General features: G+C 60.8%; 25 protein-coding genes and 1 pseudogene. 6 read left to right on the forward strand and 20 right to left on the reverse strand.

Annotation, left to right across the window (positions count from 1 at the left end; translation table 11 throughout):
• Positions 1 to 4: 4 nt before the first annotated feature.
• The 15 genes from BLL36_RS16940 to BLL36_RS17010 form a co-directional block, all read right to left on the reverse strand.
• Positions 5 to 1414: a mannose-1-phosphate guanylyltransferase/mannose-6-phosphate isomerase gene (locus tag BLL36_RS16940; protein ID WP_076952531.1), complete on the reverse strand. Its 1410-nt coding sequence runs from the start codon at positions 1412 to 1414 to the stop codon at positions 5 to 7.
• 23 nt (positions 1415 to 1437) lie between these two features.
• Positions 1438 to 1896, reverse strand: a complete 459-nt coding sequence (locus tag BLL36_RS16945; RefSeq protein WP_076952587.1) for a GDP-mannose mannosyl hydrolase — start codon at positions 1894 to 1896, stop codon at positions 1438 to 1440.
• 5 nt (positions 1897 to 1901) lie between these two features.
• Positions 1902 to 3110, reverse strand: coding sequence for a glycosyltransferase WbuB (locus tag BLL36_RS16950; protein ID WP_076952532.1), 1209 nt, complete (start codon positions 3108 to 3110; stop codon positions 1902 to 1904).
• Positions 3110 to 4087 carry a GDP-L-fucose synthase gene (fcl, locus tag BLL36_RS16955; RefSeq protein WP_076952533.1) on the reverse strand — a complete coding sequence of 326 codons (978 nt, stop codon included), beginning with the start codon at positions 4085 to 4087 and terminating at the stop codon, positions 3110 to 3112. Before fcl ends, BLL36_RS16950 begins: the two co-directional genes overlap by 1 nt.
• A gap of 2 nt (positions 4088 to 4089) precedes the next feature.
• Positions 4090 to 5211 carry a GDP-mannose 4,6-dehydratase gene (gene gmd, locus BLL36_RS16960; RefSeq protein WP_076952534.1) on the reverse strand — a complete coding sequence of 374 codons (1122 nt, stop codon included), beginning with the start codon at positions 5209 to 5211 and terminating at the stop codon, positions 4090 to 4092.
• A gap of 69 nt (positions 5212 to 5280) precedes the next feature.
• A complete protein-coding gene (locus BLL36_RS16965) occupies positions 5281 to 6216 on the reverse strand; it encodes a glycosyltransferase family 2 protein (protein WP_076952535.1) in 936 nt (311 codons plus the stop codon).
• Positions 6213 to 6782 (reverse strand): LbetaH domain-containing protein, encoded by a 570-nt coding sequence (locus BLL36_RS16970; RefSeq protein WP_076952588.1) that lies wholly within the window; start codon positions 6780 to 6782, stop codon positions 6213 to 6215. Before BLL36_RS16970 ends, BLL36_RS16965 begins: the two co-directional genes overlap by 4 nt.
• A complete protein-coding gene (locus BLL36_RS16975; RefSeq protein WP_076952536.1) occupies positions 6779 to 7924 on the reverse strand; it encodes a glycosyltransferase in 1146 nt (381 codons plus the stop codon). The genes BLL36_RS16970 and BLL36_RS16975 overlap by 4 nt, the downstream gene beginning before the upstream one ends.
• A gap of 31 nt (positions 7925 to 7955) precedes the next feature.
• On the reverse strand, positions 7956 to 9278 hold the full coding sequence (locus BLL36_RS16980; RefSeq protein WP_076952537.1) for an O-antigen ligase family protein: 1323 nt from the start codon (positions 9276 to 9278) through the stop codon (positions 7956 to 7958).
• Positions 9256 to 10488, reverse strand: coding sequence for a glycosyltransferase family 4 protein (locus BLL36_RS16985; protein ID WP_076952538.1), 1233 nt, complete (start codon positions 10486 to 10488; stop codon positions 9256 to 9258). Before BLL36_RS16985 ends, BLL36_RS16980 begins: the two co-directional genes overlap by 23 nt.
• On the reverse strand, positions 10485 to 11084 hold the full coding sequence (locus BLL36_RS31470; RefSeq protein WP_269458640.1) for an acyltransferase: 600 nt from the start codon (positions 11082 to 11084) through the stop codon (positions 10485 to 10487). The genes BLL36_RS16985 and BLL36_RS31470 overlap by 4 nt, the downstream gene beginning before the upstream one ends.
• Complete coding sequence (locus BLL36_RS16995; RefSeq protein ID WP_076952539.1) at positions 11074 to 12375, reverse strand: lipopolysaccharide biosynthesis protein; 1302 nt, start codon at positions 12373 to 12375, stop codon at positions 11074 to 11076. The genes BLL36_RS31470 and BLL36_RS16995 overlap by 11 nt, the downstream gene beginning before the upstream one ends.
• An 8-nt stretch (positions 12376 to 12383) precedes the next feature.
• On the reverse strand, positions 12384 to 13721 hold the full coding sequence (locus BLL36_RS17000; protein ID WP_076952540.1) for a UDP-glucose dehydrogenase family protein: 1338 nt from the start codon (positions 13719 to 13721) through the stop codon (positions 12384 to 12386).
• A 72-nt stretch (positions 13722 to 13793) separates the two neighbouring features.
• Positions 13794 to 16016, reverse strand: a complete 2223-nt coding sequence (locus BLL36_RS17005) for a polysaccharide biosynthesis tyrosine autokinase (RefSeq protein WP_076952541.1) — start codon at positions 16014 to 16016, stop codon at positions 13794 to 13796.
• Between the two features lie 179 nt (positions 16017 to 16195).
• A complete protein-coding gene (locus BLL36_RS17010) occupies positions 16196 to 16636 on the reverse strand; it encodes a low molecular weight protein-tyrosine-phosphatase (protein ID WP_076952542.1) in 441 nt (146 codons plus the stop codon).
• 221 nt (positions 16637 to 16857) lie between these two features.
• Between BLL36_RS17010 and BLL36_RS17015 the strand changes: the two genes are divergently transcribed.
• Both BLL36_RS17015 and BLL36_RS17020 read left to right on the forward strand, forming a co-directional pair.
• Positions 16858 to 17166 (forward strand): phosphomannomutase, encoded by a 309-nt coding sequence (locus BLL36_RS17015; protein ID WP_231998961.1) that lies wholly within the window; start codon positions 16858 to 16860, stop codon positions 17164 to 17166.
• Positions 17163 to 17495 carry a hypothetical protein gene (locus BLL36_RS17020; protein ID WP_076952543.1) on the forward strand — a complete coding sequence of 111 codons (333 nt, stop codon included), beginning with the start codon at positions 17163 to 17165 and terminating at the stop codon, positions 17493 to 17495. The genes BLL36_RS17015 and BLL36_RS17020 overlap by 4 nt, the downstream gene beginning before the upstream one ends.
• Here BLL36_RS17020 and BLL36_RS17025 read toward each other — a convergent pair.
• Entirely contained in the window at positions 17447 to 18067 is a 621-nt protein-coding gene (locus tag BLL36_RS17025; protein WP_076952544.1) for a hypothetical protein, read from the reverse strand. The genes BLL36_RS17020 and BLL36_RS17025 overlap by 49 nt on opposite strands.
• Positions 18068 to 18332: 265 nt before the next feature.
• On the opposite strand from BLL36_RS17025, the gene BLL36_RS17030 reads away from it, so the two are divergent.
• Positions 18333 to 19415: an LLM class flavin-dependent oxidoreductase gene (locus BLL36_RS17030; protein WP_076952545.1), complete on the forward strand. Its 1083-nt coding sequence runs from the start codon at positions 18333 to 18335 to the stop codon at positions 19413 to 19415.
• 356 nt (positions 19416 to 19771) lie between these two features.
• Here the strand turns inward: BLL36_RS17030 and BLL36_RS17035 are convergent, their stop codons facing one another.
• Positions 19772 to 20677: a LysR family transcriptional regulator gene (locus BLL36_RS17035; protein ID WP_076952546.1), complete on the reverse strand. Its 906-nt coding sequence runs from the start codon at positions 20675 to 20677 to the stop codon at positions 19772 to 19774.
• Positions 20678 to 20894: 217 nt separating this feature from the next.
• On the opposite strand from BLL36_RS17035, the gene BLL36_RS17040 reads away from it, so the two are divergent.
• From BLL36_RS17040 to BLL36_RS17050, 3 genes and pseudogenes are all read left to right on the forward strand, one after another.
• Positions 20895 to 21506, forward strand: a complete 612-nt coding sequence (locus tag BLL36_RS17040; RefSeq protein ID WP_076952547.1) for a cysteine dioxygenase family protein — start codon at positions 20895 to 20897, stop codon at positions 21504 to 21506.
• Positions 21503 to 23083: pseudogene (locus BLL36_RS17045) on the forward strand (rhodanese homology domain-containing protein). The gene BLL36_RS17040 and the pseudogene BLL36_RS17045 overlap by 4 nt, the downstream one beginning before the upstream one ends.
• An 86-nt stretch (positions 23084 to 23169) precedes the next feature.
• Positions 23170 to 24144, forward strand: coding sequence for an ABC transporter substrate-binding protein (locus BLL36_RS17050; RefSeq protein WP_076952548.1), 975 nt, complete (start codon positions 23170 to 23172; stop codon positions 24142 to 24144).
• A 330-nt stretch (positions 24145 to 24474) separates the two neighbouring features.
• On the opposite strand, the gene BLL36_RS17055 is transcribed toward BLL36_RS17050, so the two are convergent.
• From BLL36_RS17055 to tolQ, 3 genes are read right to left on the reverse strand one after another with little or no spacing between them, the layout of a single operon-like run.
• Positions 24475 to 25230 carry an energy transducer TonB gene (locus tag BLL36_RS17055; RefSeq protein ID WP_076952549.1) on the reverse strand — a complete coding sequence of 252 codons (756 nt, stop codon included), beginning with the start codon at positions 25228 to 25230 and terminating at the stop codon, positions 24475 to 24477.
• A complete protein-coding gene (tolR, locus tag BLL36_RS17060; RefSeq protein WP_076952550.1) occupies positions 25227 to 25673 on the reverse strand; it encodes a protein TolR in 447 nt (148 codons plus the stop codon). The genes BLL36_RS17055 and tolR overlap by 4 nt, the downstream gene beginning before the upstream one ends.
• Positions 25674 to 25687: 14 nt before the next feature.
• On the reverse strand, positions 25688 to 26380 hold the full coding sequence (gene tolQ / locus BLL36_RS17065; RefSeq protein WP_076952551.1) for a protein TolQ: 693 nt from the start codon (positions 26378 to 26380) through the stop codon (positions 25688 to 25690).
• Between the last annotated feature and the right edge of the window lie 7 nt (positions 26381 to 26387).

A 26387-nucleotide genomic window follows, 5' to 3' on the forward strand; every position in this document is an offset into this window, starting at 1 on the left:
CACTTCAGGCCCTGCCGTATTTATCTTCAAACCGCACGATATCGTCTTCACCCAAATAAGAGCCGGACTGCACCTCGATCAACTCCAGGGGAATGACGCCTGGGTTTTCCAGGGCATGCACCTGACCGATGGGGATATAAGTCGACTGGTTTTCCGAGACCAGGTAAGTCTGCTCGCCATTGGTGACCCGGGCCGTGCCACTGACCACGATCCAGTGCTCGGCGCGGTGGTGATGCATCTGCACCGACAACTTGGCTCCCGGTTTTACGGTGATGCGCTTGACCTGATAGCGCGGGCCGTTGTCCACCGAGTCATACATGCCCCACGGCCGGTACACCTCACGGTGGTTGAGGTGCTCATGCCGGCCGGCGGCCTTCAGCCGGTCGACGATGCCCTTGACCTGCTGCACCTGATCCTTGTGGGCCACCAGTACGGCGTCCTTGGTTTCGACGATGATCAGGTCCTGCACCCCCACGGTGGCGACCAAACGGCTGTCGGCGTGCACATAGGTGTCGCGGGTCTCCAGCAGCACCCCATCACCGCGCAACACATTGCCGCTCGCGTCTTTTGCGCTGGCCTCCCACAGCGCCGACCATGAGCCGATATCGCTCCAGCCGGCCTGCAACGGCACCATCACCGCGTCATTGGTTTTCTCCATCACCGCGTAGTCGATGGAGTCGTCCGGGCACGCGGCAAAGGTTTCGGCATGCACGCGGGTAAACGGCAAGTCCTGGCTGCCGCCCTCCAGCGCCACGCGGCAGGCCTCGAGAATGGCCGGCTGGAAGCGTTCGAGCTCCTGCAGGTAGCGGCTGGCGCGGAACATGAACATGCCGCTGTTCCAAAAGTAATCACCGCTGGCCACGTACTGCGCCGCCGTGGCGGCGTCGGGTTTCTCGACAAAGCGTTTGACCCGGTAACCGCCCTCGCCCATTGCGGCGCCCTGCTCGATGTAGCCGTAGCCGGTGTGGGCACTGGTGGGCGTGATGCCAAACGTCACCAGCTTGCCGTCCCTGGCCTGTGGCAGCGCCACTTCAAGGCTGGCATGGAACGCAGGGATGTCTTCGATCAAATGGTCCGCCGCCAACACCAGCAGGATCGGGTCGTCGGACTCGGCAACCGCCTTGCACGCCGCCAGCGCGATGGCCGGCGCCGTGTTGCGCCCCACCGGCTCGAGCAGGATGCTCGCCTGCTCCATGCCCAACTGACGCAATTGTTCGGCCACCAGAAAACGGTGCTGTTCGTTGCAAATCAGTTGCGGCAATGCCACGTTGGCGCCGGCGAGCCGGGTAATGGTCTGCTGCAGCATCGACAGGTGCGCATCGGTCAGGCGCAGGAACTGCTTGGGGTTCAGTTGCCGCGACAGCGGCCACAGGCGCGACCCCGAACCGCCAGCCATGATCACGGGTATTAACATGAGGGCATCCTTGGGACAGAGAGTCAGAAGTAGGCACGGGTGTGGGCATGCACCCGTGGGCTGAAGCGCAGCTCATCCTGCGGCCACCAACGGAACTGCTGGTGTTGTTCGGCGGGCGGCTGCAGGGCGGGGTTGTCATCCAGCTCCAGGCAATAGCCGAGCACCACGTAGTGGGTGTCCGGGCCGGTCCCGGCATCGGCGAAGACACTGTCAGCGTAAAAGTGCTCGAACACCCCCAGCAGCCGTGCGCTGGCGCGGTCGAAGGTGCGCCCCAGCTCGTCGAGGGTGATGCGCCGGAATGCCGTGTCCAGGCTTTCGTTTTTCTGGATACGCCCACCGGGCACGAACCAGAAGCCATGGGCGGGTCGATTGACGCGCAGGCCAAGCAACACCTCGCCACGGCGGTTTTTTATCACCAGGTCGATCGCCACCAGGGGCGTCGACGCCACGACCGTCTGGAAGGTCGGCAAATCAAGCCACATACCCATCAAACCTGTGCCATGAAGCGTTGCAGAATGCGTTCCTTGTCGAGGAACTCCTTGGCGTAGTTCAACGCCACCTCATTGCGCGCAGGCAATGCCAGCACGCGCTCGATGCCCGCGTTCAGCGCCGCCACCGACTCCGGCTCGATCAACACCGCAATGCCCGGGTGTTCCTCGCACAGGCGACCAAGAGTGGTATCGGGGTCGGCGGTGATAATTGCATTGCCGCCCACCGCCAGGATGTTGGTGAGCTTGGACGGCAGCACTGAATCGGCCACGCCGCGTTTCTGGATCACCAGGTGCGCGTCGACCGACGCCAGCAGCGCCGGCAGATCCTCGTAGGCCTGCAGCGGCGCGAACAGCACGTTGGGCAGGCCATCGCGCTGTACCCGTTCAAGCAGGCGCGCCTTGCCGGTGCCCTGGCCGACGATCAGGAAGACCAGATCCGCACGCTGGGCATGGGCCTGGGCGGCGTCGAGGATCAGTTCCAGCCCTTGCTTCTCGCCGATGTTGCCGGCGTACAGCAACACTCTGGCTCCCGGTGGCACACCGAGGCGCACAAGCAACACATGGTTATGACGCACTTGGCCAAACCGCGCGGTTTCCGACCAATTGGGGAAGAACACCAGGCGTCGGCTGTTTACTCCCTTGGCACGCGCCTTGTCGAGCATGCCGCTGGAAATCGTCGACACCCGATCAAAACGCCGCAGCAACCAGCGCTCGATGCCAAGTGCCAGGCGCCGCGACACGGAACCGCCACCCAGGCCCAGGCCGAACATCGCGTCCACTTCGTAATCCTGGATATGCAGCACCGACCGCGCCCCACTGAGCTTGGCCAGCAACAACGCCTGGGGCGCACAAAACAGGGTCGGCACCACCAGCATCACCAGGTCCGGCTTCCAGCGCAGTTGCCCCAGCACCGCCAGCAGCGAGCTGGCGGCAAAGCTCGCCAGGTGCAGCAGGCGCGTCAACGCGCCGGGCTGGCGCGGCACATACAGCGGGCAACGGATCACCGTCACGCCAGCGTCCTGTTCGGTGCGAAAACGCCACGGCGAATAGCCCTCGCCCACCTGCCACTGCGGGTAATAGGGCGGCGCCGTCACCACGCGCACCTCATGCCCCTGCCCGGCCAGCCAGCGTGCCTGCTCACCGCTGTACTTGCCGATACCGGTGAGTTCCGGGCTGTAATTGATGCCGTACAAAAGGATTTTCATCACTGACCCCGAGGCTGTTCGAGGGCCGCGAGATAGGCGTTGTAAGCGTCGCGCAAGCCCTCCTCCAGCGGCACATAGGCTTCCCAGCCCAAGGCATTGATGCGGCTCACATCGAGTAATTTGCGCGGGGCGCCGTCGGGTTTGCTGGCGTCGAAGCGTAAGCGCCCCTGGAAACCCGTCACCCGCACCAGGGCCTGGGCCAGCTCGGCGATGGTGCAATCCACCCCGGTGCCGACGTTCAGGTGCGAACGCATCGGCAGGGTCTGTTCGCGGTAGCGCGCGACATCGAGTTCCATCACATGCACGCTGGCGGCGGCCATGTCATCCACATGCAAGAACTCGCGCCGCGGCCGGCCACTGCCCCAGATCACCACCTCTTCGTCGCCGCGCTGGGTCGCCTCATGGAAGCGCCGCAGCAAGGCCGCGATCACATGGCTGTTTTGCGGGTGATAGTTGTCGCCCGGCCCGTACAGGTTGGTCGGCATCACACTGCGGTAATCACGCCCGTGCTGGCGGTTGTAGCTCTCGCACAGCTTGATCCCGGCGATCTTGGCCACGGCGTAAGGCTCGTTGGTCGGTTCCAGCGCGCCATCGAGCAACACCGCCTCGATCATCGGTTGCGGCGCATGCACCGGGTAGATGCACGACGAGCCGAGGAACAACAGTCGCTGCACGCCATGGCTGTGGGCGGCGTGAATCACATTGGCCTGGATCATCAGGTTCTGGTAGATGAAGTCCGCCGGGTACGTCGCGTTGGCATGGATACCCCCCACCTTCGCGGCCGCCAGGTACACCTGGTCCACGCGCTGCTCGGCAAAGTAGGCCTGGACCGCCGCCGGATCGAGCAGGTCCAGCTCAGCGCGGCCGGCCGTGAGGATCTGGCTATAACCCAGCGCCCACAGGCGGCGCACGATGGCCGAACCCACCATGCCACGATGGCCGGCGACGAAGATCCGTGCGTCAAGATCGCGTGCCATGCTCAGTTCTCCACCGCGATCGGTGCGTCATGCCCGTGCAGGCGCAACAGGGCGTGGCGCTGGGCAATCTTCAGGTCTTCGCGGACCATCTCCGCACACATGTCCTGCGCACTGATTTCAGGCGTCCAGCCCAGTTTGTGCTTGGCTTTGGACGGATCACCCAGCAGCGTCTCCACCTCCGCCGGGCGGAAGTAGCGCGGGTCCACCCGCACAATTACATCCCCCACCAGGATGCCCGGTGCCAGGTCGCCGTCGACCCGCTCGACCACCGCCACCTCCTCCACGCCCCGACCGACAAAACGCAAGGTCAGGCCCAGCTCCGCCGCCGACCAGCGAATAAAGTCACGCACCGAATACTGCACGCCCGTGGCGATCACAAAATCCTCGGGGCTGTCCTGCTGCAGCATCATCCACTGCATGCGCACGTAGTCTTTGGCATGCCCCCAATCACGCAGGGCATCCATGTTGCCCATGTACAGGCACGGCTCCAGGCCCAGGGCGATGTTGCTCAAGGCGCGGGTGATCTTGCGCGTCACGAAGGTTTCACCGCGACGCGGCGACTCGTGGTTGAACAGGATCCCGTTGCACGCATACAGCCCATAGGCCTCGCGAAAGTTCACGGTAATCCAGTAGGCATACAACTTGGCCACGGCATAGGGCGAGCGCGGGTAGAACGGCGTGGTCTCCTTTTGCGGGGTCTCCTGCACCAGCCCGTACAACTCGGAGGTCGAGGCCTGGTAGAAACGGGTTTTCTTTTCCAGGCCCAGCAAACGGATCGCCTCGAGGATGCGCAAGGTGCCCAGGGCATCGACGTCGGCGGTGTATTCCGGTGAATCAAAGCTCACCGCCACGTGGGATTGGGCACCGAGGTTGTAGATTTCATCGGGCTGGATCTGCTGGATGATGCGCGTCAGGTTGGACGAATCCGCCAGGTCGCCGTAGTGCAGGATCAGGTTCTTATGCAGGGCCTGTGGGTCCTGGTAAATGTGATCGATGCGCTGGGTATTGAACGACGACGAACGTCGCTTGAGGCCGTGCACCGTGTAGCCTTTTTCCAGCAGCAGTTCCGCCAGGTACGAGCCATCCTGACCGGTGATCCCGGTAATAAGCGCGACTTTGTTCATGTCTGTCTCCCGATTGATAGGCGAGCGAAGGCCGTCACCCAAACTTGGGTGTTTGTTAAAAACGGTCAGTTACTTCGTTGTGGGCAGGTTCAAGTTATGTCCGGTCAACTTTGAAAGTTCCCGGACAATGGCGTCCTTATCGTTTAAATGAGCAATCGCGGTTTCCAGTTCCAGCACTTTGGCGCCGACCAGAAACCGGTACCAATAACCCTGGAGCAAGTGGTAGACGAGGCCGCTGCGGCCATCGAGAAACCCCAGTTGGAACACATAGCGCCACACGAAATAGGCCATGGAACTCAAGGTGAACGGCACGCGGTTGTACAGCCGGTTCTTGACCAGGCGCTTGGCCCTGGCCTGGAACGAACTCTGCCCGGTGTGCAGTTCATCGCGGATCGCGAACAGCCCCAGCCGGGCATTGAGCACCTCGATCGCTTCGCGGGTGGCATAGCCGTTGTGCTTGTGGGTGAAGAAGGTCAAGTCATGCAGGTTGTGGTCGGCAAACCCACCCTCCAGGGTGATGGTGCGTCCCTCGGCCACCGAGATGTGCTCATCCATCCATCGGTCCTCCATGCGCCCCAGGCCGGTGCGCCACAGCCGCAGCATCTTCAACGGGTAACGCCCGCCATGCCGCACCCAACGGCCCATGAAAATATGCTTGCGCTTGAAATTGATGCCGGTGATATCGCTCGCCAACGCCGGCAACCGCGCGTTGATCTCGGCGGCAAGGTCAGCCTCGATGACCTCATCGGCGTCCAGGCGCAGCGTCCAGTTGCCTGTGATCGGCAGGTGGTCCAGCGCCCACTGGAACTGCTTGGCCTGGTTGACGAACGCATGCTGCACCACCAACGCGCCGTGGCGGCGGGCGATGTCGCAGGTGTCATCGGTGGAGAACGAATCCACCACCAGCACCTCATCGCTGAAGGCACGCACCGACTCGATGGCCCGGGCGATGTGCAGGCTTTCGTTGTAGGTGAGGATGATGACGGTGATGGTTGCGCGGTTCATGGCGTCAACTCCTGCACGTGCTGGGTGCGCTGGCTGATTTGCCGGGCCGGGTGCCCGGCGTGTACGGTCCACGGCTGTGCGATGCTCTTGATCACCAAGGCGCGCGCGCCCACCACCACGCCGTCAGCAATGGTGACACCCAGGGTGACAAAGGCTTCCGCGCACACCCACACGTGCTCACCCAGTACGATGGGCTTGGCAAACAGCTGGAAATTCTTGCTGTTGTAATCGTGGGAACCACCGCACAAATGCGCCCCCTGGGAAATCACGCTGAAACGCCCGATGCGAATCATCGCCATGTTGTAAAGCGTGGTGCCGTCGGCAATGCCGACATGATCGCCCAGCTCCAGGTTCCAAGGTGCCCAGACCTTCGCCCGTGGGTAAACGTGCACGCCTTTGCCAAGCCGCGCACCGAACAACCTGAGCAGGAAGGCCCGCCAGGCATGAAACGGGCGTGGGCTGGTGCGAAACAGCGCCACGTACACCACGTTCCAGAGCTGGCGGCGCACCCGATGGCCAAATGAGAAGGACGGCGACCGATGCGGATCATTGCCTTGCAAAATCACGGCAAACACTCCCGCACGATTTCCAACAGACGTTGCGCGCCACGCCGAATATGAAAACGCTCGGCAAAACACACCTTGGCCCGTGTGGACATCTGCGCGTAGCCGGTCGCATCCAGCTGCAACCAGCGCTGTAGGTTTTGCAGCGTTCCCGCCGCCGTGTCTTCGTTTACAAACCCTACGGCGTCTTTTTCGATTTCACGCCAGATATTCACTTTGTTGCTGATCAACACAGGTTTGCCGCAGGCCAGCGCCTCAGCCACGACCACACCAAAGTTTTCCTGATGCGACGGCAGGCAAAAAACTTCGCAAGCGTAGAACGCCCCCCACTTCGCAGCCCCTTGCAACATGCCGGGCCATGTTATGCGATGAGCGATGCCCAACTGCGCCGCCTGCGCCTGTAGCGCCTGCACCCAACCGCCTTGATCGGGGCCAGCCATGACCAAATGCAGTCTCTCGTCTTGCTCGGCAACCTGGGCAAAAGCGTGCAGCAGGTGGTCACAGCCTTTTTTCTTGTGGATACGGCTCAGGAACAGCACCACCCGCTTGCCCGCAAGCGCCGGATGGTCATTGATGAAACCTTGCGCCAGGCGTTCAGCGTCGGCCGGCGGACTCGCAGTGCCATAGGCCGTAATCGTTTCATTGGCGCGATATAGCCAAAACGACTCGCGCGCACGGATCTGTTCTTCTTCACTGGTAAACACCACGCGCCGCGCATCCCTCAACACGCGGTATTCGCCCCACGGCCAGTACAACCATTTCTTCAAATGCTTGAGCGGATACTCGTGCTTGAACCAGGGATCCAGCATGCCATGGGTATACACGATGTAAGGCCGACCGAGCCTGTTCAACACCTGGCGAGCCACAAAACCGTGGTACTGCCACAGCCCGTTGATGATGAAAAAATCATAGTCCCGGGCATGCTGCTCAAGCCATTGACGGATATTGCCGTTCAACCCGTAGCCGAATCGGCTAGGTCCCATGAAATGCACGGTGCCGGGATAATCGACAGCGAACGCCCCGTCCAGCGTGAGTACATCAACGTGATGCCCGTCCTGGACGAGCACTGTGTCAATTTCCCGGGCCGCGTTGATGGGGCCGCCCTTTTCCGGTTTAACCGAAGATATGATTCTTAATAACTTCAAGTGCTGTCGTCCGCTGATGCGTTGAGTTGATTCAGGTTTTCTTGCAGGCCCCGAGGATCAGGCAGGCATAGAGCACGCCAAATGCCAGGAAAGTGCCTTGCATGGTCATAACCCCGTTGAACAAGATCGGCGCCAGGAACCCGCACAGCAGCAACGGCACGCCGGTGCCTTGCCTGATGAGGGCCTTGTAGGACTTGAGCAGTAACCAGAGCAGGACGAATACCCTGAACAGGATGAACATCAGCCCGGCCGGAAGGCCCATTTCCAGCACGATCCGTGACCATTCATCTTCGGCCAATAAAAACCCCGAGCCCTGCTCTCGCCCCGCGCGCAGAATCGACGCGGCGGCATTGGTGCCCGAACCAATCCCGTGCCCCCAAAGTGGCGCGTCGTCGATTACACGAGTGAATGCGTACAGGCTGGAGAACGCACGCGTCACCGGCGAGCCCTCACTGGCAACCGCGCTCCTGTTTCGCTCCACTAGTACCTGGTAGCTGTCGGTGGACATGAAGACCAGCAGGCTCACAAACAACGCGGCCGCCAGGCCAAACAGCGACAACAGATTGCGCTGCGATTTCTTGATCAAGGCGACCGCCAGCGCGGCCACCAGCACCATCGCGGCGTACGCGTAGATGGCCCTCGACCCGGTCAGGAAACACATCACTGCCACTGCCAACGCCGACACCGCGAAAAGTCCGTAGCGCCGCGCAAACACCGCGCGGAACAAGGCTTTGTCGAAAATCGCCGCCACCAGGAAGGCAAAGCACGCCGACACGTACACCACATGCCCGGCGGTAAAGGTAAAGGTGCCGTATGGCCTGACAACACCGTCGGCAATCATGAAGATGAAGTCATCATCGCCAATGCCTTTGTTCACGTAAGCCTGCGGCCCGGACGAATACTGCAGCACCACCAGGACGCTGATCGGGATCGCCGCGAACAGCGTGATGCGGGCGAAACGGTAGACGTCCGACAACCCCAGCGTCTTGCCGGCGACAAATATCAGCGGGAAATAGAGGAGGTAGTTGCGCACCCCATAGCCATAGATGACAAAGCCTTCAGGGCTGCTCAACAAAAACGCAGACACCATCACGAAGAACACAATCACCAAGACAACGAAGTAAGCCGATACCAGGTTTTTCGAGAAAAAACCAAACTTGTAGGCGCACCAATAGATGTAAATGACTATCGGGTCCTTGATGAAATAGATGGCCGAGCTGAGACCTGGCATTACCCACTTGCGCAAGATGCCTTCGAACAGAATGAACAGGTAGATGAGCACGAACGCACTGACTACACGGATGCGATAGCGCTCACGTAAGTTGACCCCTTCAGGGCTGGCCAAGGATTGCATCCATCACCTCCGTGGCATAGCTTTCCCATGTCGTGCCACCGGCAGACAACACCGCGTTGTGCTTCAACGCATTGAGTTTTTCCTTGTCCTCGGCCAGCTCGACCAGATGGGCAGCGATAGATTCGGCAGACCGGATCGGCACCACGTAGCCATTGACCCCATCGACGACCAAGTCTGCCGCACCGCAATTGCGCGAGACGATGACTGCCGTCCCCATGGCCAACGCTTCCCCCACCACCAGGCCGAAGGCCTCGGCGAGTGACGGCAAGACCAATACATCGGCCGCCAACAGGTGACGGATGACCTCTTCATGGGATGCAGAACTGAACCACTGGTACTTCTTCAGCTCCGTATTGAGCGCCTGGTTGCGACCGTTGGCGTAGTCCCCGCCGATCACGGTCACGTCCAGGGCCACGCTGCTCGCTGCGAGATTCAGCGCGTCGAAAAAATATGAGATCCCCTTTTGCTGGGTCAGCGCGCCGACATAGATCACCTTCAACCGCGCACCGGGTCGGGCAGTGACTTCATGGCGCACCCTCGGGGCAGGCCCACCGTAGGGCGTGATCGCGATTTTGTCGGGCGCGATGCCGTGCTCACCCAGGGTTCGTTTGGCAAAGGTACTCGCGACAATGATCCGGTCCGCCAACGCAAGCTCGGCCGTTTGCTTGCGCACCGTATCGTCGCTGATGTTCGGAATGCTTGCCCGCCAGGCCGGGTTGGCTTCGCGCTCATGGTCAAGCTCCCTGCACGCGTAGGCAATGGAGCCAAAGGCCGCTTCATAGTTGAGGGTGATGCCTCCAATATCCCGTGCAGCGTTGAACAAGCCCAGGCACTTGCCGTCATAGCCGTACACCTGACCCGGTTTGCGCGGCGCCCTGTACAGAAAGTTGGCGCTGGCCTGGTCAATGTGGTTGTAGACGTTTTCCGGGCAGAACAGGCCCGTGTTGCGCTGTGTAAGCCGATACCACCTGAGCTTGTCGCAGAGCACGCGCGGTACGTCGTAGCGCGGGTAACTGTGCAGCAAGGCGCCGTCGACCTGATCGAAGGTGCGGCGCAAACATTCCTTGCCCACGATCGGCAGGCGGCAGAGAAACGAGTCCTTATGCAGTGCCAACGAGGTATGAAAGGAGTGCAGCAACCGCCGTTGATTCAACGCACGCAGCAGCGCACGAACATTTTGATTACCGACGGGATGGGCGACCAGGATCATCTTGATTTACCCATCCAGGCTTCAACCACGGCACTTGAACGGACCGGGCTGTAGGTGAAGGCCCGCATGGCGCGCGACCTGATGACCCGTGCCGGATTACCGGCCACGACGGTGTAGGGCTGCACATCTCGACCGACCACGCTGCCCGCGCCAACGACGGCCCCTTCACCAATCGTCACCCCCGGCAGGATCATTGCGTCCGTGGCGATCCAGGCGTAATCGCCGATCACCACCGCTGCGACCTTCAAGCGCCACGCGGGATCATCCAGGTCATGGGTTCCCGTCAGAATCCGCACGCCCTCATTGATCGCCACATGCGTCCCGATTTTCACGGGTGCATGCAATTGGATAAAGGTGCGTTTGCCGATAAAAGTGCCGGTGCCGACGCTGAAACGTGCGACCGCGCCTTCGAACTCCACAGCATTGATCATCACCAGCGAACCTAGCGTGGCGCCCTGCCGGCGCAACGCACGCTGGCGGCTATCGGCCTTGAGTAACCTGGCAAGCAGCAGTACGCGCTTGGCCAGGTATTTGAGCCCCTGCGGTTTGAACAGGCTGATTTTCAGTCGGTGGCGGATCAGGTCATTAATCAGCACGGGCCATCCTCAGCTCAAGACGATGGAAACCACGCTTGGCGAAGCCGAACAGCACCACTTCGGTGGCCACCAGCACATAGCAGACGCCGAGCAGGCCGTAGTCTTGTGCAAGGCAGAACACCGCCAGCATGCTGGCGAGCGACACCAGCATGAACACTACGGCAAATGACGAATAGGACGCCGTGGCCATCAGGGCGACCCAGTACACCTGCCAGGCCACATGCGTCAGCGCGCCGAGGATCAACACGAGCATGATGCTGGAGGAGTAATCGTCTTTCCTGCCCGACCACACATCAAATAGGGTCCCACCGAATGCCACCACCAACGCGCCCATCACGCAGGCAATCGGCAATGAAAATTTCAAGGCGTAACGGATCATCTTCCTGACCAATTGGTTGTCGCCGATGGAGAATGCGTAGGAAATTTCCGGCCACAGAGACTGGTTCACTACGGTGGAAAATTGCACCAGTACCCTGGAGATCGTTCGGTACAAGCCGAATATCGCCGCGTGGCCCGGCGACAGCAGTACCGACAGCAGAATGATCAACCCCTGTACGTTCAGCGCCAGGCCAATCGGAAAGGCCAGCGACGCCAGCGACGGTTTGATCAACGTCACAAACGCGCGCTTGCCCACGGCTGATGCGTTGAAACGCAAGGCGATACCCAGGCGGTTGGCGACCAGGTTCTTACTGACGAGGCCAATCGCACGCACCGCCAGCAACACCAGGCTGGTGTCGACCAGGCTGTGGGTGAGGTAGGCGCACATTAACGCCGCCGACCATTCCAGCATCCGGATCACGTTCATGATCAATGACGACAGTGGCAAAGCCTTGAAGGCGCGGTAGCGTATCGAGATCATGTTGGTAAACAGGCAAAGCAGCGAATAGCCGGTAAGCGCCGAGAGGATCAATACCCCGTCCCCGCTGCTGATTGACTTGAGATTGAGCAGGCTGAACAGGTCGAAGAACGCCAATGCCCCCAGGGCGAGCAACAGCATGCTGAGCCCCGCCAGTGACAAAAATGCAAAGCTGGTGCTGTAGACCGCACGCGCGACCCTCAGTCGCCCGCGCTCATGCCAGATCACCACTTTGCTCGAAGCAGCCGTGGTCACCCCTAGGTCGGACAGCGCCAGATAGGTCGGGATCGCGGACAGTACAACCCACTCGCTGTAGGCACCGAACCCCCAACTGGCAATCAGCACGGGAACGCTCACCAGCTGAATCAGCAGGTTCACCACCTGGCCAAACGAATTGGCGCCGATGCCATTGACGATTCTTTTAAGCACGCTCATGGAAAGACCTATACCGAGTTGAGAGGTCGCCCAATGGATACGTAGTGAATGCCTTTTTTCAGCACACTGGCGGGATCGAACAGGTTACGCCCGTCAAAAATCAGCGGCTGCTTGAGCTGCTGCTTGATCGCCGTGAAATCCGGCGCCTTGAAGGCTTGCCACTCGGTGACGATCATCAACGCGTCTGCGCCTTTCAGGCAGGCTTCCTTGGTGCCGCACAGGTGCAGGTCATCGCGGTCGCCATATAGGCGCTGGGTTTCTTCCATGGCTTGCGGGTCAAACGCCTGCACTTTTGCCCCGGCACGCCACAGGGCCTCCATCAACACACGACTGGGGGCCTCGCGCATGTCATCGGTATTGGGCTTGAAGCTGAGTCCCCAGAGCGCGAAAGTCTTGTCCCTCAGCTCACCGTTGAAATGAGTGGAAATCTTGTTGAACACGCTATTCTTCTGCTCGGCATTGCGCCGCTCCACCGCCTTGAGCAGCGTGGCATCGAAGTCGATGGTCTCGGCGGTCTGGATCAATGCCTGGACATCCTTCGGAAAGCACGACCCTCCATAACCGACGCCCGCGTAGAGAAAGTGATAGCCGATACGCGGATCGGAACCGATCCCCTGGCGGACCATCTCGATATCCGCCCCCAGGCGCTCGGCCAGGTTGGCCATCTCGTTCATGAAGCTGATCTTGGTGGCGAGCAGGCAATTGGCCGCATACTTGGTCAACTCGGCGCTGCGCACGTCCATCACAATGATTTTTTCGTGGTTGCGGTTGAACGGCGCATAGAGCTCGCGCATCACCTCTTCCGCATGTCGGCTGGCCGTGCCGATGACAATCCGGTCCGGCCTGATGCAGTCAGCCACCGCGCAGCCTTCCTTGAGAAATTCCGGGTTGGACACCACGTCAAAGCTCAGATCAGTGCGCTCACGCAACGCGAGCATGGCGGCGACGCGCGCGCTGACCTTATCAGCCGTGCCCACCGGGACAGTGGACTTGTCGATAATAGTCAGAGGCGCCTGCATGTGTTGCCCAATGGTTTCGGCCACCGTCAGCACATACTTCAAGTCGGCTGAACCATCCTCGTCAGGCGGCGTACCCACGGCGATAAACTGCACTTCGCCGTGCTTGACCGCTGCCACAGCATCGGTAGTGAAATTCAAGCGACCGGCCGTATGGTTTTCCCTGACCAACGTCTCCAGGCCCGGCTCGTAGATCGGAATATGCCCTTGTTTGAGACGTTCGACCCGATGGGCATCGATATCGACACACAGCACGTCGTGACCGACTTCCGCAAGTACCGCACCCTGGACCAGCCCCACATAACCAATGCCAAATACTGTGACTTTCATAGCGTTTCTCTTTGAACCTGCGGCCAGTGGTAGACGTGCTGCGCGTTGGATTTCAATGCCTTGCGTCCAGGATCAAACGCTGTCCGACTTGTACTCGTAGTTGTAATAGCTGTAGGCGCCGTATCCGTATTTGGCGGACGAGCGCTTCTCGATGCAGTTGAAAATGGCGCCTTTGAGTTCAATCCCATTCTGCTGATAGCGACGCATCGTCAGCTCCACTTCGCGCGCCGAGTTCAGCTCGAACCGGGCCACGATCAAGTTGGTACCGGATTGGCGCCCGACGATGGTTGCGTCGGTCACCGCGAGGAACGGCGGCGTATCCAGGATCACCAGGTCATAGAGCGCACTGACTTGTTCAAGAAACGCGCTGAAATTGGCGTGCATCAACAGTTCCGATGGGTTCGGCGGTATCCGGCCGCGGCCCAGGATGTGGAGGTTTTCCACTTCGGTGTGATGGATCGCAGCGCTGAGGTCGCAGCGTTTGGCCAGAAGGTCAGACAGCCCGTTTTCAGCCGGGATACCGAAGACTTTGTGCAAGTAGCCTTTGCGCATATCGACGTCCACCAACAACACACGCTGGCCCGAATGGGCAACCACGGCGGCCAGGTTCGATGAGACAAATGTCTTACCGACCTGCGGGCTGGGCCCGGAGATCATCAGGCGGTTGTTACCGGCTTCCAGCATGGCGAAATGCAAACTCGTGCGCAGGCTGCGCAGCGCTTCAATGGCCAGGTCAGTTGGATTACTGAGCGCCAGCAACTGCGTCGATTCGGCCTTGTTGGCGCGAAAGAGTTTCTGGTCCATGTCCTTCTGGATGGCGCTGAACGGTATTGCCGCATACACCGGCAAGCCAAGCTTTTCCAATTCATTGGGGTTGGAAACGCCCCGGTTGAGCGCCTTGCGAAACAGCACCAGCGCAATCGCGACAAAGGCACCGAGCAGCGTAGCGATCACCACGATCAATGCCTTCTGCGGCCTGATCGGATTCCTCAAATCGACATCGGCGGTATCGATCAGGCGCACGTTACCGACAGTGCCGGCGCGCATTACGTCCAACTCCTGATACTTGTTCAGCAGTTGCGTGTAGATCTCGGTACTGACTTTCAGGTCCCGGGTCAGGCTCAGCAGTTCCTGCTGAGTGGTGGGCAGGCTTTCGACTTTTCTGGCCAGCTCATTTTGACGCGCACTGAGTTCCGCCAATTGCGTGAGGAGCGCGCGGTACACAGGATGCTGCGGCGTGAACTTTCGTTCTATCTCAGCCTGCTGCATCTTGAGTTCCGAAATGCTGGCGTCCAATGCGACGATCTGATCAAGAATCGCCTTGGCCTCAAGACTGATGTCGATGGTTTTGTTGCGGATCTGGAACTGATTGAGCGCCGTCTCGGCGTGCTCGACGTCCTTGCGCACCTGCGGCAGTTGATCCTTGAGAAATGCCAGGCTCTGGGCAGCCTCCGCGGAAGTGCGATCAATGTTCTGGCGCACATAGATACGCGCCACTTCATTGAGCACTTCAATGGCAGCAGCCGGCCGGGTGCTTTCCAGCGCCAGGCCGATAATCCCCGATTCCTTGCCGCGCTCCGCCACGTCGAGTAATTTCTGATAGCGCAAGATGCTGCTGAGGCGGGGTGAACGGACAACGCTGAATTGCGCGCCCGGATTGGCATGCAGCGTCTTGACCTGCAGCTTGATGCCATTGCTTTCGTAGAAACGACCCACCTGCCCCGTCAGTAAAACGGTGTCGTCCTGGTCCGACAGGGTGAAACGGGGGCCATCGCCGGCCGTCAAGGTCAGCTCCTGGCCCAACAGCTCGGCTGGGAGGCGCAATAGCGAAAACGTCAACGCCTCGCCCCCCCAGCCGTAGCTGTCCAGGCCGAGCCATGGGCTCGCCACGGCCTGATCCTGCGCAGGTTTGAAGCGCCGGGCAATAAAGTCGCCAACCAGCGGAAAGCGCTTGGGTTTCACCTCCAGGTCCAGGTTCAGGTTATCGACGGCGGTACCAATGGTGATTCTCGAACGTATCAGCTCGACTTCCGTGACAGTGGGCGACTCCTTTCCGAGCAAACTGCCGACGTCCGAAAAACCCAGCATGTCGCTTTTCTTCGGCTCGACCTGCACCAGCGCTGTGGCTTGGTATACCGGAGGCGTCAGCACGGCATAGGCCACACCCAGTGCCATAAACGCGATGCTGATACCAGCGATCAACCATTTATGGTCCAGCAGTGTGCCCAACAACATCATGAAATCTAAATCGGTTTCTTCGCCGTTATGCGACGCTATTGCGGGTGCTGATTGCATAAGTCAGTTCTTTTATCTAACTAAAAGTCAAGGAATGGCACAGGGTGCAAGACGCCCGGCTCCATGCACGTTTAACGGCTTCACGCAGTACGCAAACTCTCACTAGAGCCTGACTGTAAATCGTCCACATTATTTAATTTAAACTTACCAAGCGCGTTATCCGGCGCTCATCAAGCAACTCAATTAACCAATCGTCGCGCCCAGGCCTGGGCCGCTTGTTCTATCAACGCATACGCATGGACAAAAGCCGGCTTGCCTTGACGATAAGGGTCCATGATCTCTCGATCGTATTGCCATTTACCCAACAGAAAGACCTTGCCCCGAGCCTCTGGCGCGAGACTAAGCACTCCTTCTATATGCCGTTGCTCCATGACCAGAACAAGGTCCGCCTCACTCACGGCATCGCTTGTCAACTGACGCGCCCTGTGCAAACCCGGTATATGCCCGTGTTCCTCAAGCACTTGCAAAGCCGTCGGTTCCAGAGGACTGTCACGCAATGCCGCCAACCCCGCCGAACTGATTTTTATGGCTGAAGACGCCAGTGCATTGCGCAGTAATTGCTCCGCCGTGGGGCTGCGACAGATATTGCCGACACACACAACCAAAATCTTATTGAACAAGGCAACCTCCCACGCGCCGTACTGTATTAATCCGGTAGTAAAAGGAATGGCCTTACTTAAAGTAGCGAGACGATTATGATCACAACACGCTTACTTCGACCACCTGTCGAGGCCGACGAAAAATAACAATCAGCGCCTTGACCGACTAAAAATAACATTCCCGCACTTTTCACCCCCGCACAGAATAAAGTGCCCCCAAGTGCTAAAACGAAGGGACGGCCATGAACACTTCAAAGTTATTGGTAGAGCGTATTGGCCTATTTCCTTCTTCGGGAAATATTCATATCGAAGTGAATAACTCGACCCGCGTCGTCAAGCGCATGCAGGTGTTGTATGGCGACAATTCGTTGGACAGCGATGAGTCGTGCTCCGGGCTGTCCATGGTGTTTGCCGACTGGCGCTTCAAGTTGCAGGTGAGTGACGCGCTGTCGGTGTGCCTGTGCGTGGAAAGTCGCGGTGACAGCCAGTTCATGCAGGTCAAGACCGCCGAGTTGCTGGCGAATATCTCCGGGACCGAGGAACGGCCATGAGTCTGCTGAGCGGTTTGATTCGCAGCTATGCGCTGAGAAAACTCACCGGGATGTTCGAAGGCTTTGCTGAACCGGCGGTGGGCGCGCAGTACCGGCGCAACACCCAGGCCATCGGCCATTGGCTTGAGCAGCTGCAAGGCAGTTCGCCGCAGCAAGTCACGCATACGCTGTTCAGGCAGATGGAGGCGGCGCGGCGTCGGGGGGATACCCGGCGCTTCAATGCGCAGACGGTGTTGCTGGCGTTGATGGTGGACAGCAACCGGGCGCAGGACCTGGGGACTTACTCGGCCGTCCTGCGCGGCGCATCCGCGCGCCAGGAAGGCGCTTGATGGGCTTGGTCGGCACCGGAGAGGCCGATGGCGACCCTGTTGAGCAGCACCTCAGCGTTGTACTTGGGCAACAGCGCACAAGCCAGCAAGACCGCCAGGCCACCGCCGATAAATGAACGGGATACCTTGATAGAGGTGGCTTCAATGCGCCACAGAAATGCGAGGGCCGCGCCGACGCCCAGCGCGGCGCCGGCCAGGGCTTCATTGAGTGGATGGATGTAAGGGGCAACGCAGAAAGCACTGAACCAGAGGCTGGCGAACACGCCCCCCAGCGCCGCCGGCCAGCGCAATGCCGGGTTGAACTGACGCGCCACCAGGCTCGATGCCACGGTGACCATCAGGCATGTATTCATGGCATGGCCGCTTAATACGGCGATGTCCATGTGTTGAAAGGATAAGCCCCAGCCCTTGAAGAGCAACTTGCTCAGGGCAACCAGTGTGTAAGCTGCCCCCACGGTGATTAACCAGGCACGCAGTGCCCAGGGGTTGGAGTACCTGAGCCACACGGCAATGATGATCGCGGCCGGAATCATGACGGTGATGCCGCCATATTGCGCAAATTCTGCCCGCATGACTTCCCAACCTGAGGTTCCCGTTTCGGCGCCCATCAGACCCCAGGCCAGGGGAAAACACAACGTTATCGAGGGTCAGGCTTGCGCGATGCGCCCTGCTTAAAATGCAATTACCTGATCAAATCAAAGATTATGATTCTCTATTTTAATAATTAGGATAGAACCAAACGGCATTTTACTCAGGCAGTGGCTGCCCTTACCTTGCACGAGCATGACCGATCCCACCTGGCGCAGGTGTTGATACCCTACTCGACAAGGACAGACCATGAGCATCGAATTCATCGGCTACATTGGCGGCCATCACGCTTCCGAGATCCACCCGCGCAGCGGTCCTGCCCTGCAACCCGACTATGTCGAGACCGTGGCCCGCGCCCACGAAGACGCCGGCTTCGACCGCGCGCTGGTGGCCTTCCACTCCAACAGTCCGGACAGCACACTGATCGCGTCCCATGCGGCCAGCGTGACCAAGAAACTACGGTTCCTCATTGCCCACCGCCCCGGTTTCACCCAGCCCACCCTGGCCGCGCGGCAGTTCAGCACCCTTGATGTGTTCAACGGTGGGCGCACCGCAGTGCATATCATCACGGGCGGCGACGACCGCGAATTGCGCGCCGATGGCAGCCATATCGGCAAGGACGAGCGCTACGCACGCACCGACGAATACCTGAGCGTGGTGCGCCAGGAATGGACCAGCGAGCAGCCGTTTGACTTTGAAGGCACCTACTACCAGGTCGAAGGTGCGCACTCCACGGTGAAGTCGCCGCAGCAGCCGCATATTCCGTTGTACTTTGGCGGCTCCTCCGCCGCCGCTATCGCAGTGGCGGGCAAGCACGCCGACGTGTATGCGCTGTGGGGCGAAACCTACGAGCAAGTGCGCGAGACCGTGAGCCAGGTTCGCGCCGAGGCGGCCAGGCATGGACGCACGATTCGCTTCAGTTTGTCGTTGCGACCGATCCTGGCCGAGACCGAAGCGCTGGCGTGGGCAAGGGCCGACAGCATCTTGCAGCAGGCAACCGCGCTGGCGGAAAAAAATGGCTTTGTGCGGCGCGAACCACCGAATGAAGGTTCGCGCCGGTTGCTCGCGGCGGCGGCGCAGGGATCGCGGCTGGACAAGCGCTTGTGGACCGGGATTGCCGGTTTGCTCGGGGCCCAGGGCAACTCGACGTCATTGGTGGGCACGGCCGAGCAAGTGGCTGAGGCGTTGGTGGACTACTACGACCTGGGGATCACGACGTTCCTGATTCGCGGGTTTGATCCGCTGGACGATGCGATTGACTACGGCAAGCGCCTGATTCCCCTCACCCGCCAACTGATCGCTGAACGCGAACAGGGCCAGCGAGTGGCCTGAGCACGCCACCGCTCTGCTTTCCTGTGGGAGCGGGCTCGCCCGCGATAGCCATAGGTATCTACACAACTTTCAAAGGCTGGCGAGTTCCCCTGTGGCGAACGGGCTTGTCCCGCGTTGGGCTGCGAAGCAGCCCTAAAACCAGCCTCTGCGGAATGTCTGATACACCGCATTCTGCTTACTGGGGCTGCTTCGCAGCCCAACGCGGGACAAGCCCGCTCGCCACAACAGCCCATTCACTGCGGTTTCAGCGTCGAGCCAAAATTGTGTAGATACCTATGCCGCGATAGCGGTGGGCCAGTCAACATCAATGTTTGCCGGGCTGACGTCTATCGCAGGCAAGCCAGCTCCCACAGGGGTCAGGCGGCGGTGCGGATCTTGTGCAGGGAACCGGCAACCCGTTTGCCAAACGCATCCACCGGCCCTTGCAGGTTGCCCAGGAAGTGCGGGTAGATCAGCCACAGGTCCATCACCGGCTTGAAGTCCTTGAGCGGCATCACCGCCAGGTGTTCACGGTGCGCGCTGCGCTCCAGCAAGGGTCGAGGCACCAAGCCAAGGCCCAGGCCGTCCGCCACCAGGCCCAACTGCAGCTCGGTGCCGAAGGTTTCCAGATTCACCCGCAATACCAACCCCTGGTCGGCCAAGGTGCGCTGTAAGCCGGCGCGGAAGCCGCAGCCATCCGGGTTGAGCACCCAGCCCTGCTGATAAACGTCCGCCAGCTTGCACGGCTTCTTCGGCAACTGCGCCTTGGCACACACCACCACCAGCTCCATCTTGCCGATGGATGCACCGACGATGTTGTCCGGGAAAACCTTGCTCGCCGGGAACAACGCCACGGCCGCATCCAACTCGCCACGTTCGATCTTGCCGACCAACTGGCTGCCCCAGCCCGTGACGACCTGGGCACGCAGGTCCGGGTACTCGGCGCGCAGCTGCTTGAGCGCATCCAGCAGCACCACATCGCCGAGGGTCTGCGGCACGCCCAGGCGCAACAGGCCGGTGGGCGGCGCGTCGGTGGCGACCAGTTCGCGCAGTGCATCCATCTCGCGCAGGATCGACCGGCACTGCTCATACACGCGGGTACCGATCAACGTAGGCTTGAGGGGCTTGGTGTTGCGGTCGAACAGCTCCACCCCCAGGGCCTGCTCGAAGTTCTGCACACGGCGGGTGATCGCCGGCTGGGTGAGTTGCAACGACTCGGCGGCGTGGCTGATCGACTGGCAACGAATCACTTCGACAAAGGCATCGATATCGTCAATTTTCATTGGGGCCGCACATAGAGAACAGTCATTAAGATGTGTGCGAAGCATAGTTGCCGCAGGGTTATCTGGATAGCCCGCACTGCGGCCGATAACGTTTAGCGCAGGTCGCACCGGTTCTAAATTACCTTCAGCTATAAGCTAATCATTAAAAATCAGCATATTAATTATAAACATTATGCTTAGATAATCGCATCGCCCGCGACCACACGATGGACATGCCATGACCCAGGCCGCACACCCGGAAAGACTCAGAGCCTTCATAGGCGCACTGGCGGAATTGATCGACGGCCATCCACGCGAAGGCGACCTGCTGCACCGTGGCGGCAAGCTGCTGGCGCAATTGGTCAGCCATGATGACTGGCTGCCGGATGAATTCGCCAGGCCCGATCCCGAGCGCTACCAGCAGTTCCTGCTGCATGCCGACTCGCGCGAGCGCTTTTGCATCGTCAGCTTTGTATGGGGGCCGGGCCAAAGCACGCCGATCCACGACCACCGGGTGTGGGGCCTGATCGGGATGCTGCGCGGGGCGGAGTTTTCCCAAGGTTTTGAACGCGGGCCTGATGGCCGGCTGGTTGCCCGAGGAGAGCCGATCCAACTGGTGCCGGGCCAGGTTGAAGCGGTGTCGCCCAAAGTCGGCGATATCCATCAGGTGAGCAATGCCTACAGCGACCAGGTGTCGATCAGCATCCATGTATACGGCGCCAATATCGGTGCGGTGCGCCGTGCGGTGTATCAGCCTGACGGCAGCGAAAAGCTGTTTATTTCCGGTTATTCCAATGCCTTTCTCCCGAATATCTGGGATTTGTCCAAAGAAAAGAGCCCTGCCCTATGAGCACTCCCACCCGTAGCTTCGCCCAGATCCGCAAGGCCCTGCTGGATCGTGAAGAACTCGCCCTGATCGACGTACGCGAAGAAGCGCCGTTTGCCGAATCCCACCCGTTGTTCGCGGCGAATATCCCGTTGTCCAAGCTGGAACTGGAGGTGTACTCGCGCATTCCACGCCGCGATACCCAGGTCACCGTCTAAGATAACGGCGAAGGGCTGGCCGCCCGCGCCGCTGAACGCCTGGTCGCGTTGGGCTACACCCAGGTCAGCCTGCTGGAAGGTGGGCTGGACGGTTGGCGCAAGGCCGGTGGCGAGCTGTTTATCGACGTCAACGTGCCCAGCAAAGCCTTCGGCGAGCTGGTGGAAAGCGAGCGGCATACGCCGTCCCTGGCGGCTGAAGAGGTGAAGGCCTTACTCGACAGCCAGGCCGATATTGTGGTGCTCGATGCGCGCCGCTTCGACGAATACCAGACCATGAACATCCCCACCGGTATCAGCGTGCCCGGCGCCGAACTGGTGCTGCGCGCCCGCGAGCTGGCGCCGGACCCGGCCACCCGCATCATCGTCAACTGCGCCGGGCGCACCCGCAGCATTATCGGCACCCAGTCGCTGATCAATGCGGGTGTGGCCAACCCGGTGTCGGCCCTGCGTAACGGCACCATCGGCTGGACGCTGGCCGGGCAGAAACTCGCCCATGGCCAATCACGTCGTTTTGCACCGACTTCGGAAGAACACCGCCAACTCGCCGCCGTCGATGCCCGCCGTGTCGCCGACAAGGCGCGTGTGGGCCGCGCCACCCTGGCCGACCTGAAGGCCTGGCAGCAGGAACCGACGCGCACGACCTACCTGTTCGATGTACGCACACCGGAAGAATACGCAGCCGGCCACCTGCCGGGCGCACGTTCGACGCCGGGCGGGCAACTGGTGCAGGAAACCGACCACGTCGCCAGCGTGCGCGGTGCCCGGCTGGTACTGGCGGATGACGACGGCGTGCGCGCCAATATGTCCGCGTCCTGGCTGGCCCAACTGGGCTGGGACGTGCATGTACTGGATGACCTGCAACCGGCGCACTTGAGCGAGAAAGGCGCGTGGATCGCTCCCGTACCGACGCCGCCCCCGGTCGAGCCGATCAGCCCCCGGACCCTGGCCGACTGGCTGGCCCATGGCGACACCGTGGTGCTGGATTTCACCGCCAGCGCCAACTACGTCAAGCGCCATATTCCCGGGGCCTGGTGGGTGCTGCGTGCGCAACTGCCCCAGGCCCTGGCCAAGGTGCCCGCCGCCCAGCGCTATGTACTGACCTGCGGCAGCAGCCAATTGGCGCGCCTGGCGGTGGCCGAGGTCGAAGCCCTCACCGGCAGGCCCGTGTTCCTGCTGCAAGACGGCACCACCGGCTGGATCAACGCGCAGTTGCCATTGGAAACAGGCGAAACCCACCTGGCCTCGCCGCGTATCGACCGCTATCGGCGCCCGTACGAAGGCACCGACAGCCCCAGGGAAGCCATGCAGGCCTATCTGGATTGGGAGTTCGGCCTCGTAGACCAGCTGGCGCGCGACGGCACTCACGGTTTCTACGTTATCTGAGCATCCCGTGCAGCACCTGCGGAATCCGACCCCTTCTCCAGGCGGAGGCATCCCTCTTTGAACACTCAACGCCTGGAGTCTGCCCCATGTTTTACACCCTGCCCCTCAAGCACCGCTTCCTCGCCTGCGCACTGGCCCTCGGCCTGATCGGCAGTGCCCACGCCGCCGAGCTGCAGCCGCTGCGGGTGGCGAACCAGAAGTCCACGATCAAGACGCTGCTTGAAGTCAGCGGCGAAACACAGAACCTGCCCTATGCAATCCAGTGGTCGGAGTTCCCGTCCGCCTCGCCGCTGGGCGAAGCCTTGAACGCCGGGGCCGTGGATATCGGCGCCCTTGGCGATGCACCCTATGTGTTCGCCCTCGGTGCCGGAGCCTCGCTCAAGGTGGTCAGCATCATCCACGCCGAAGGCCGCAACACCACCGCCCTGCTGGTGCCCAAGGACTCGCCGATCAAGACCGCCGCCGACCTCAAGGGCAAGAAGATCGTCACCGGGCGCGGTTCCATCGGGCATTACCTGGCGATCAAAGCCTTGGCCAGCGCCGGCCTGACCAGCCAGGATGCGCAATTCATTTTCCTGCTGCCCGCCGAATCACGTCTGGTGCTGGATAACGGCACCGCCGATGCCTGGGCGACGTGGGACCCCTATACCACCGTGGTGACCTCGCAAAGCCAGGCGCGTGTACTGGTCAGCGGCAAGCAGCTACTGAGCAATCATTTGTACTTGGCCGCCACCCGAGAGGCCATCGCCGACAAGCGCCCGCAGCTGGACGACTTTGTCGCACGCGTCGACCGCGCCTATGCGTGGGCCAACACCCACCCCAATGAGTACGCCGCCGCCCAGGCCAGGATCACCGGCCTGCCGCTGCAAGTGCATGTGGAAGTGGCCAAGGACACCCACCTGACGCCAGTCGCCATCGACGACTCGGTGATCAGCGGCCTGCAAGCCACCGCCGACACCTACCGGAAAGAAGGCCTGCTGACCCGACACATCGATGTGTCGCAAGGCTTCGACAAAAGCTTCAACGCCAAGCGTGTCCAACTCTCCCAGGCAACTCGCTGACAGGAGCAGGTCACTGGTGGGAGCTGGCTGGTCTGCGATAGCGGTCTATCAGGAAATAAACTGCTAACTGACGCGCCGCTATCGCAGCATAGGTATCTACACAACTTTCAAAGGCTGACAAATCTCCCTGTAGTGAGCGGGCTAGTCCCGCGCTGGGTGGCGAAGCCGCCCCAATAAAGACACCGCGCAGTTTCAGGCAAACCCAATTCGTCTGGTTTGGGGCCGCTTCGCAGCCCAGCGCGGGACAAGCCCGCTCACTACAATAATGTGTAGATACGCCTATCGCAGGCAAGCCCTCTCCCACACGGTTTTGGTGTCGGCAATGGCATTTCATTTGATGCGATAGTGAAAAGTATTGCGCACCGCCGGCACCGGAACAGGCTTGCCATCGACCATTCTTGGCTGGTAGCGAAAGGTGTTTGCCGCCGCCAGTGAAGGTCGCATGAACAGGGGGTGACAGCCCTCCAGCACCTTGGGGTTTTCCACGCGGCCCTGGGTGTTGACGGTGTACTCCACCGAACAGTCGCCTTCGATGTTCTTGTCCAGCGCACGCTCGGGGTAGTCCGGCGCCTGTTTGCTCAAGGGCTGGTATTGGCGGCTGTCGAACGCAGGGGCGGCCGCCGCGGGAGCGGGACGTGCGCGCTCGGCGGCAAGGCGTTCCCGGGCCTGGCGTTGTTGCTCCAGCTCGCGATTTTGCTGTTCGCCGGCTAACCTTTCCTGCTGCTGCTCGACCTTCTTCTGCTCGACCCGCTTGCGCGCCAACGCGGCTTTCTCGAGTTTTTGCGCCTGGATCTGCGGGTCGACAGTGGGCTTCACGGGGGCAGGAACGGCGACGGGCTCCGGGGTTGGCGCGACCGCAACCGGTTCAGGCGCTGGAGCCGGAGCCGGCAGCATCACCAACTGGGTATGCATCACCCTCGGCGCTTGCACCGGCGGTTTTCCCGTCGACCACTCCACCGTCAATGCCGCCAGCACGCCCACATGCAGCATCACCGCCAGGCTCGCCGCCAGGCTGTTTCTGCACAACCCGGACGTCGCCCGGGGCGCCATCGCCAGTGTCGGGCCGTGCGTGATCATCGCCGTCATTGCGCTGCCTCGGTCACCAGCCCCAGGTTGCTCACACCGCCCTTCTGCAACACCGCCATGGCCGCGACCACGCGACCGTAGCCGGCGTTTTCGTCGGCGCGGATATACACCTGGGTGTCACTGCGCGCCGCCACCACCTGCATGACCTTGGCGCCCATTTCATCGAGGGTCACGGCGCTGTCGGTCTGGTGCCGGGTATCGAGTTCACCGCCGAGGTTCCAGTAATAACCCCCGTCGGCCTTCACCGACAACGTAAGGATCTGTTGGCGAGTGTCGGTGGCCAGCGCCTCGGCGGCCACTTTAGGCAATTCGATCTTTACGCCCTGGGTGAGCATCGGCGCGGTGACCATGAAGATCACCAGCAGCACCAGCATCACATCGATGTAGGGCACCACGTTCATCTCGGCCTTGGGCCCGTACTTGCGTTGCGGCCTTACTAACATGGGATCGCTCCAGTTCAGGCGGCCGCGGCCAGGTTGATCGGCGTGCCGCTCAGGGCGCGGTGCAGGCGCACTTGCAGTTCGTTGCCGAAGGCGTAGTAACGGGTGAGCAAGGTCTGGCTGCGCGCCGCAAAGCGGTTATAGGCGATCACCGCCGGAATGGCTGCAAACAAGCCGATCGCCGTGGCGATCAGTGCCTCGGCGATGCCTGGCGCGACCGTCGACAGCGTGGCCTGTTGCACCTGGGACAAGCCAATAAAGGAATTCATGATGCCCCATACCGTGCCGAACAAACCGATGTAGGGGCTGACCGAGCCCACCGTGGCGAGAAATTGCAGGCCCTTTTCCAGCTCGATTTCCTGTTCGGTGATCGCGACCTGCAAGGCCCGCTCCACACCTTCCAGCACCGCCGGATCATGGCTGTGCAGGTGTTGATATTCCTGCACCCCCGCGATGAAAATCGGCGCAATGCCACCCTCGCCCGCCTGCACGGTTTCGCGGTACAGCGCCTGCAAGTCGGGGGCGGCGCGAAAGCGCTGCACAAAGCCATTCAACTGGCGCTCCAGGCGCCGCAGCACACTGCCGCGCTGGATAATCAGGTACCAACTGAGCAAGGATGCCAGCAACAAGGTGACCATCACCGCCTTGACCAACAGGCTGGCGTCACTGATCAGGCCCCAGATCGTCATATGTTCCATCGTCGCGTGCATGGTTGAT

Source organism: Pseudomonas cedrina subsp. cedrina, assembly GCF_001983175.1.
Taxonomy (GTDB): Bacteria; Pseudomonadota; Gammaproteobacteria; order Pseudomonadales; family Pseudomonadaceae; genus Aquipseudomonas; species Aquipseudomonas cedrina.